This window comes from Streptomyces sp. (assembly GCF_031178505.1).
GTDB lineage: Bacteria > Actinomycetota > Actinomycetes > Streptomycetales > Streptomycetaceae > Streptomyces > Streptomyces gulbargensis.
In genome coordinates this window covers 1-8,440 of the sequence record NZ_JAPSIW010000255.1, presented here as the reverse complement: position 1 = coordinate 8,440, position 8,440 = coordinate 1, and the positions used below count along the sequence as shown (strand labels likewise).

7 protein-coding genes are annotated in these 8,440 nt (G+C 74.9%); 3 read left to right on the top strand and 4 right to left on the bottom strand.

Translation table 11 applies throughout. The annotated features are described in order from the left end of the window. Positions 1 to 187: 187 nt before the first annotated feature. Positions 188 to 1,888 carry a SpoIIE family protein phosphatase gene (locus RIF68_RS18165; RefSeq protein WP_309052320.1) on the bottom strand — a complete coding sequence of 567 codons (1,701 nt, stop codon included), beginning with the start codon at positions 1,886 to 1,888 and terminating at the stop codon, positions 188 to 190. Between the two features lie 150 nt (positions 1,889 to 2,038). Beyond that, positions 2,039 to 3,094 (bottom strand): helix-turn-helix domain-containing protein, encoded by a 1,056-nt coding sequence (locus tag RIF68_RS18160; protein ID WP_309052319.1) that lies wholly within the window; start codon positions 3,092 to 3,094, stop codon positions 2,039 to 2,041. Positions 3,095 to 3,213: 119 nt separating this feature from the next. On the opposite strand from RIF68_RS18160, the gene RIF68_RS18155 reads away from it, so the two are divergent. Then, entirely contained in the window at positions 3,214 to 4,122 is a 909-nt protein-coding gene (locus tag RIF68_RS18155) for an alpha/beta hydrolase (protein WP_309052318.1), read from the top strand. 29 nt (positions 4,123 to 4,151) lie between these two features. Then, a complete protein-coding gene (locus tag RIF68_RS18150) occupies positions 4,152 to 5,354 on the top strand; it encodes a serine hydrolase domain-containing protein (protein ID WP_309052317.1) in 1,203 nt (400 codons plus the stop codon). A gap of 372 nt (positions 5,355 to 5,726) precedes the next feature. Here RIF68_RS18150 and RIF68_RS18145 read toward each other — a convergent pair whose 3' ends face one another. Then, positions 5,727 to 6,398 (bottom strand): DUF4097 family beta strand repeat-containing protein, encoded by a 672-nt coding sequence (locus RIF68_RS18145; RefSeq protein ID WP_309052316.1) that lies wholly within the window; start codon positions 6,396 to 6,398, stop codon positions 5,727 to 5,729. A gap of 233 nt (positions 6,399 to 6,631) precedes the next feature. Between RIF68_RS18145 and RIF68_RS18140 the strand changes: the two genes are divergently transcribed. Then, complete coding sequence (locus RIF68_RS18140) at positions 6,632 to 7,405, top strand: helix-turn-helix domain-containing protein (RefSeq protein ID WP_309052315.1); 774 nt, start codon at positions 6,632 to 6,634, stop codon at positions 7,403 to 7,405. Positions 7,406 to 7,550: 145 nt separating this feature from the next. Here RIF68_RS18140 and RIF68_RS18135 read toward each other — a convergent pair. Further along, positions 7,551 to 8,440: tetratricopeptide repeat protein (locus RIF68_RS18135; protein WP_309052314.1), on the bottom strand; the 890-nt coding region annotated here is incomplete at its 5' end.

Below are 8,440 nucleotides of genomic sequence, written 5' to 3'. Positions count from 1 at the left end.
CGAGTTCCTGTTGGCGTCCGTGCTCGCTCTGGGGGTCCCCACCGCCCTGGTCGGGGTGGTGATCTTCGGTGTGGTGGGGACGGTGTTCTGGGTGACGGCGCCGGAGCGCCCGTGGCGGCGTGGGACGACACGGTCGTGGGCGCGGGGGGTCTTCCGCCGGGGCCGTGACCGGTGAGCCGGGGGCGTGTCAGTTCGGCTGGGCCGGGCGTGGCGTTCGGCTGCCCGGGTGGGGGACGCGCAGGGCCAGGAGGGCGACGTCGTCGTCGTTGTCCGGGGGGCGGACGTCGGTGAGGAGACGGTCGCAGATGGCGTCCAGGCTGTGACGGGCGAGGGTGGCGGCGCGGCGGCGGAGGCGTGCGAGGCCGGGTTCGATGCCGTGGGCGCGCGATTCGATGAGTCCGTCGGTGTACAGCAGGAGGGTGGAACCGGGGGGCAGGTGGACGGTGTCCCGGCCTCGGGTGATGTGGGTGCCGGTGCCGAGGAGCACGCTGCGGGGGGTGTGCAGGTAGTCGGCGTGGCCGTCGTGCGTGATGAGGAGGGGCGGGGGGTGGCCGGCGTTGGTCCATTCCCAGGTCCATCCGGTCTCCGGGGTGGTGGAGAGGCGGCCGAGGATGAGGGTGGCGGTGGAGAGGTCGGTGGAGCGGGCCGTCACCTGGTCGAGCTGGGCGAGGACGCTGGGCGGGTGCTGCTCGGACCATGCCAGGGCGCGGAGCATGTTGCGCAGCTGTGCCATGCGGGCGGCTGCTTCGAGGTCGTGGCCGGCGACGTCGCCGATGACGAGGCCGGTGGCGTCGTCGGAGAGGGGGAAGGCGTCGTACCAGTCGCCGCCGACCTGGGAGGCGTCGGGGGCGGGGAGGTAGCTCGCGTACAGCTCGACTCCTGGTACGTCGGGGAGACGGGGCAGGAGGTAGCGCTGCATGGTTTCGGCGATGCGGCGCTGGCGCTGGTAGAGGCGTGAGTTGGAGATGGCCAGGCCGGCGCGGCGGGCGATGTCCTCGAGGAGGGACAGGTCGCGGGTGGTGAAGGCGATGGGGTTGTCGCCGCGTCCGAGGGTGAGGGCGCCGAGGATCTCGCGGGGGCCGCGGATGGGGGCGATGACGGCGGAGTGGATGTCGGTGGCGGCGAACAGGTCGTGCTGGACGGCGGCGATGCCGGAGTCGGGTTCGCCCTGGTAGATCTCCGGTCCGACCAGGGAGGCGGCGCTGCCGCGCAGGGCCCGGGAGAGGGGCAGGGGTGACTGTGCCGTGACGCCGGGGATGGGGCCTTCGAGTTCGGGGTGGCGCAGGAGGCGGCCGCTGCGGTGTTCGGCGACGCGGGTGCGCCGGATGTCGCCGCCGTCGGCTATCAGGTCGACGACCATCCAGTCGGCGAGGCGGGGGAGGACGAGGCGGGTCAGCCGGTCGACCGTCTCCTGTTCGTTCATCGTGGAGGTCAGCGAGGTGGTGGTCTCGGCGAGCAGGGCGAGGCGTTCGAGCTGGGGGAGTGATCCTCCGGTGGCGGCCTCGGGTACGTCGACGGGGCCGGGGTGGAAGAGCACCAGGGTGCCGGGGCCGTCGCCCGCGGGGTGGGGGGTGGCGGTCCAGTGGACGGGCAGGAGGAGTCCGTCGCCGCGTACGAAGCACATGTCCGTGCCGCTGCAGGCGGCGCGGGAGACGACGGCGTCCATGAGGGGGCAGAGGGCCCGGGGGCCGGTGTTGCCTTCGGCGTCGCGGTGCAGCAGTTCGTGGTGGTCGCGGCCGAGCATCGCGTCGCGGGTGAGGCGCAGCAGGGTGAGTCCGCGGTCGTTGACGGCGGCGATGTGGCCGGTTTCGTCCACGATGTAGCCGCCGAGGTCGCCGACGGTGGGGGCGGTGCCCGGCGGTGTCGGTGCCGCGTTCTGTTCCCGCATGGGGTGCCCCCTTCCGTGTGTCGGTGAAGCGTCGGCGAGCGGTCCCAGTAGAACACGCGGTCCGGGGGCGGAACCCGCAGGTGGGGGGTGCGACCGGGGGACTGTCGGGGGCGTCGTCCGGCGGTCGCGGGGTGGATGCGCCGGGGGGCGTCACCTGCCGGGGGTGGGGGTGTGGAGGCGCCAGAGGGTGAGGGCGAGGCGGGCGCGGGTGAGGCCGGTGGGGGTGGTGGGGTCGAAGGGGAGGGTGCGGGTGAGGTGGTCGAGGCGGCGGGAGACGGTGCTGTGGTGGAGGTGGAGGCGGTCGGCGGCGCGGCGGACGGAGGCGGTGGCGCAGTAGGCGTCGAGGGTGGCCAGGTCGTCGGGGCTGGTGGCCAGCTGGGTGAGGGCGGCGACGTCGGGGTTGGCGCGGGCGGTGCCGGCGGGGATGTCGGCGAGGAGGGCGAGGGCGCCGAGGTCGGTGTGGTGGATGACGGGTTGGTGGGTGGTGGTGAAGCGGAGGGCGGTGCGGGCGTGGTGCCAGGCGAGGGTGGGGTCGTCGGCGGTGGCGAGGCCGGCGCGGGTGTCGCCGGGGAAGCGGGTGGGGTCGAGGGCGGTGGCGAGGAGGACGCCGAGGGGGGTGTCGGTGCCGAGGGCGGCGGCTTTGACGAGGCCCTGGGGGCAGACGTGGGCGGCGAGCCGGTCGAGGGGCCCCGGGGTGTGGACGGCGGCGACGTGGAGGCGGGTGCCTGCGGGGAAGCCGAGGAGGCGGAGGGCGCGGGCGCGGGTGGGGTCGTCGGTGGTGGGGCCGACGGCGAGTTCGACGAGGGCGGGGTCGGCCATGGTCGTGCGGGCGGGGCCGTAGCGTTCGACGGCGGCGGCGACGGCGAGGGCGAGGCGGTCGAGGAGGATGTCGTCGAGGTGGTGGGCGGGGCCGGGGCGTTCGAGCCAGACGGTGCCGATCTTCTCGTCGTCGAGGGTGACGGGGGCCGTGGCGGTGGCGGGAAGTTCGGGTCCGGTGGCCTCGGTGCCGAGGGGGGAGACGCGGATCGGCCGGCCGGTGCCGTGCAGGCGGATGCCGGTGACGCATTCGGCGAGGCCGGCGGAGGCGCGGGCGAGCGCGGGCAGGTCGACGCGGCGGCGCATCAGGGTGTCGTAGAACGTCACGATGCGGATCGCGCCGTCGACGTAGGGGTCGAGTCCCGACAGACGTAGTGCCAGTGCCTCCATGGCGGACAGGATAGGAGCGCCGGTGGGTGCGGGGGTGCGCCGTTCGGTGCGTGGGTGGCCGGTGGTGTGCGACGGGTGGCGGCTGACGGGTGGGGGGCGCCGCGCGGAGGATGGGCCGCATGGATCCCGAACTCGAAGTGTTCGTCCCGCTGTTCCCCCGTACGGACCTCAGTGATCCGGTCGCGTCCCGGGAGGGACTCGCAGGGTTGGCGTCGGCCGTGCCGGTGCCGGAGGTGCAGGGCCTGGTCGTGGAGGAGTGGACCGTTCCGGCCGTGGTGCCGGGTGCGCCGGGGGTGCCGGTGCGGGTCTACCGGCCGGCCGGTGCGCGGGGTGCGGTGGTCTGGCTGCACGGCGGCGGGTACGTGATGGGCACGCTCGACACCGAGCACCCGTGGGCCGTGCGGCTCGCGGCCGGTTCCGGGCAGGTGGTGGTGTCGGTGGGGTACCGGCTGGCTCCGGAGCACCCGTTCCCGGCGGCGCTGGACGACGCCTGGGCCGTACTGCACTGGGTGGCGGCGAACGCCGGGCCGCTCGGGGTGGACGGGGAGCGGATCGCGGTGGGCGGGCACAGTGCCGGGGGCGGGCTCGCCGCCGCTCTGGCCCTGCGGGCGCGGGACGAGCGGGGGCCCGCGATCCGGTTCCAGCTGCTGAATCAGCCTCAGCTGGACGACCGGCAGGAGTCCTGGTCGCAGCGGAACTTCACGGACACGCCGTGGATGGACCGGGACCGGGTGGCGGCCTCCTGGGGGTTCTACCTGGGCGGTGCGGAGGCGACGCCCTTCGCGGCGCCGGCGCGTGCCGCCGATCTGGGCGGGTTGCCGCCGGCGTACATCGGGACGGCCGAGCTGTGTCCGAACCGGGACGAGGACATCGCGTACGCGCTGCGGCTGCTGCGGGCCGGGGTGACGGTCGAGCTGCATCAGTGGCCGGGGACCTTCCACGGCTCGCAGGCCATCGTCAGCGCCGAGATCTCGCAGCGGCAGAACGCCGAGCTGGGGGACGTGCTGCGCCGGGCCCTGGCCGGCTGACGTCCGGACGACACGACCGAGGAGTCATTGTGAAGATACGTACGCTCATGCTCGTCGCCGCGCTCGGCCTGGCCGCGGGCGCGCCGCCCGCCTCGGCCACCGGACCGGCGCCCGCTCCCCCGGTGTCCGTACCGCGGGAGCCGGTGCCGGACCGTGCGGCGCTGCGTTCGGCCCTGGACGGGCTGCGTGATGCCGGGATGCCGGGGGTGTTCGCGGAGGTGCGGGACGCGGGCCGGACCTGGCGGGGCGCCTCGGGGGTCGCGGATCTGGCCACCGGCCGGCCCGTCACGCCCGGGATGCGGCACCGGGTCGGCAGCATCACCAAGACCTTCGTGGCCGCCGCCGTGCTGCAGCAGGTCGAACGGGGCCGTCTGCGCCTGGACGACCCGGTGGGCGACCATCTGCCGGACCTGGTGCCGGGTGAGCGGGGCCGGCGGGTGACCGTGCGGATGCTGCTCAACCACACCAGCGGGTTCGCCGAGTACATCCCGTACGCGTTCCCGTCGATCAGCGGGGCCGGGGAGCCGGTGTCGGCTCGGAGCCTGGACGAGAACCGGTATCGGACCTTCCGTCCGGCCGAGCTGATCGCGCTGGGGCTGGCGGCGCCGTCCACCGGTGAGCCGGGGGCCACGCCCGGCGTCTACTCGAACACCAACTACCTGCTGCTCGGGCAGTTGCTGGAGCGGGTGACGGGCCTGCCGGCGGAGGAGTACATCACCCGGCACGTGATCCGGCCCGCCGGGCTGCGGAACACCGGTTTCCCCGCCGGGGCCCGGATGCGGGGGCCGCACGCGCGGATGTACGAGGGGCTGTGGGGGGCGCTGGAGCCGCCGCGGGACTACAGCACGTACGACATGTCGTGGGTGATGACCGGTGCCGGGCTGGTGTCCACGATGGAGGATCTGAACCGTTTCTACGGGAAGCTGCTGGCCGGTGAGGTGGTCTCCGCCGCGTCGCTGGCGGAGATGCGGCGGACGGTGCCGGTGATCGCCCTGGACGGTTCGACGATCGAGTACGGGCTCGGGCTGCACCGGGTGGACGTGCCGGGGTGCGGCACCTTCTGGGGGAACGAGGGGACGGTGTGGGGGGCGGGGACGGTGACGATGACCCGGGCGGACGGGGGCCGGCAGGTGTCGTTCGCGATCAATCTGATGCGGTGGAGGAAGCCGCATCCGATCGACGGGGCGGTGGAGGAGCTGACGCGGGTGGGGATGGGGTGCGGGCACTCCTGAGCCCTCCCGAGGGGGCCCGGGGGTGCTGCTCCGGGCGGGCGGCCGGTCCGTCTGTCCGGCGGGGCGGGTCGCCGTCCCGGACGGACCGCGTGCCGCAACGCTTCGGCCCGGGCGGGACACAGGTCCCGGCCGGGCCGCGGGGGGGCTCGCGGTGTGCCGGCATCGGCCCTGCCGCGGGCCCTTGGCGAAGGTCTTCGCCGACCGGAGGTGGCCGAGGACCGTCGGGGCGGCGCACCGGGCGAGGGCGAGCCGGCCGTTGTGGCCGATCCGTGCCGAGGAGGAGGCCGCGGAGCGTCTCGACGGCGGGGGTGGAGGGCTGGTACGCGGCGATCGGCTGGAACCGGCCCGGCATGGCGGGGTGGGTGGGGCGGGTCAGAGGCTGCGGGCGGTGATGTCGCCGTGGGAGGTGGTGGCCCGGATGGTGAGGCCGGCGCCGGCGCCGTCGGCGTTGCGGAGGGAGTTGTGGATCCGGCCGTAGGAGGTGCCGGCGTCGAGGGCGGCACAGACGCCGCGGGCGGCGCCGACCGTGATGGAGCCGGACCGGGTGTCGAGGACGAGGGTGCCGCCGGCGGCCTCGTGGACGTTCAGGTCGCCCCGGGCGGTGGTGAGTTCGGCGGAGCCGTCGAGGCGGCCGACGGTGATGTCGCCGTCCTGGAGGGAGAGGCGGGCGCGGCCGGCCTCGTCGAGCTTGACGGGGCCCTGGGCGCTGTCGAAGGTGACGTCGCCGAGGCGGCCGACGCCCCGGAGTTCGGCGGCCGCGGCCTTCGCGTCGACGGTGGAGCCCGCCGGGAGCTGGACGGTGACCTCGACGGCGCCGGAGGGGCCGAACAGCTGGTTGCCGGCCTCGGGGGCCGTGATCCGCAGGACGCCGTCGGCGTAGGCGACGGTGGTGCCTTCGGCGGCCTTGGCGTCGCGGTTCCTGGAGGGGTCGGCGGGCACGACCTCGACGGTGGTGTCGGCGCGGTCGGCGGCGATGAACCGGATGCGGCCGGCGGGGATCTCGACGGCGGCGGTGATGGGGGCGGGGGTGGCGAACTTCTGCATGGCGGTTGCTCCTGTAGAGGCGCTCTTGGTGTTTCCGACACGGGAAAAGCTACGTTGCTTTCCATACGTCGGCAAGCATTGCGTTGCACCATGGATGTGTTTTGGCAGTTCAAAGCCATTATTTTGTTGCAACGAACTCAAAGTTAATGCAACGGAGGGGGTCATTGTGTTGCAATGACCTGAGCGTGAACGCTATGCTGGCCGCTCGGGTGCCTACACAAGGGGAGATCACGATGCCGGGAGGCAGGCTCACTCAGCAGGAACGTCAGCAGATCGCGCTGGGGCTGGCCGACGATCTCGCCTACGCCGAGATCGCCCGGCGTCTGGACCGCCCCACCTCCACGATCACCCGCGAGGTCATGCGCAACGGCGGCCCCGCCGCCTACCGCCCCGACCTCGCCCACCGCGCCACCGAAAACCGGGCCCGGCGGCGCCGGCCGAGTACCCCCAAGGCGCCCGTACGGACCGACGGACGCGACGCCCGGGCCGTACGCGACTACGAGGAGGCCTTCGCCACCGTCTTCATGCAAGGAGGCCTGCCCCGCATGACGGCCCGGGTCCTCGCCGCCCTCTACGCCACCGACGCCGGCAGCCTCACCGCCGGCGAACTCAGCGAGCGGCTCCAGGTCAGCCCCGGCTCCGTCTCCAAGGCGGTCGCCTTCCTGGAGAGCCAGAGCCTCATCCGGCGCGAGCGCGACGACCGGCGCCGCGAGCGTTACGTCGTCGACGACGAACTCTGGTACCAGTCGATGATCGCCAGCGCCAGGGCCAACGACCGGATGGTCGAGATCGCCCGCGAGGGCGTCGCCGTCCTCGGCCCGGGCACCCCGGCCGCCGCCCGCCTGGAGAACGTCGCCCGCTTCATGGACTTCGTCAGCGAGGGCATCGTCCGGGCCGCCGAACAGGCCCGCGCGATCCTGCTCTCCCCGCCGCGCGACACGGGCACGGAGCCGCGGCGGGAAGAAGCGGAGCCCGGTACGGAGGCGGACGGCGCCGGCGGGGCGTGACGCCCTCTCGGCCGGTGGCCGGGAGGGCGCCGGACCGACAGGGCGTCAGGCGCGGCAGTGGAGCGCTCCAGGGGCGGGTTCGTGCGGAAGCCGGCCCGGTGGTCGGGGCCGAAGGCGCGCAGGCCCGCGTCGGAGACCGTGAAGATCAGGGAGCGGTCCCGGCCTCCTGTACAGCGGCCTCGGCGGGGCCGAGGCCGGTCCCCTCGGTGAAGGCGGCGGCAAGGGCGGCGTCGCCGAGGGCCGCCCGGAGGGAGGCGGTGACGCGGTCGACGTCGCCGCGCTCGGCCGGCGGCAGGGGGGCGCCGACGGAGACGCGCGCGGCGTGCGCGGCGCCGAGGAGGCGGGCGGCGCGGGTGGGGTCGCCGGCCAGGGCGTGGGCGCCGGCGAGGCCTTCGAGGGCGAGGGCGAGGGCCCTCGGGTCGCCGGTCTCGCGGGCGGCGGCGAGGCCGGCGAGGTGGTGGGCGCGGGCGGTGCCTGCGTCGCCGCGGAGTTCGGCGACGAAGCCTAGCTCGGCGAGGACGAGGGCGCGGCCGGTGGCGAAGTCGACGCGCTCGCTCCACGCGAGGACGCTCCGCAGGTGGGTCTCGGCCCCGGCCAGGTCGCCGGCGCGGCGGGCGGTGAGGGCGAGGCCGATCTCCGCGTGGGCGACGCCGGGGCGGTCGGAGTGGTCGGCGGAGAGCCGCGCGGCGCGCTCGTGCAGGGCGCGCGAGCGGGCGTGGTCGCCGCGCAGCAGGGCGATGCGGCCGAGGCCCGAGAGGCGGTGGGAGGCCTCGGTCCACAGGCCGAGTTCCTCCGCGATGCGCAGGCCCTCCTCGTGGAGGCGCAGGGCCGTGTCGTGGTCGCCGGTGGATTCGGCGAGCGAGGCGAGGGGGTGGACGGTCTGGAGCCGGCCCCAGGGGTCGCCGAGCTCGGTGAAGGTGCGGGCGCTGCGTTCGCCCGTGGTGCGCAGCGCGGGCAGGTCGCCGCGGACGAGGGCGTGGGTGGCGCTGACGGCGAGGGCGGCGGCGGTGCCCCAGGGATCGCCGAGGGCGGTGA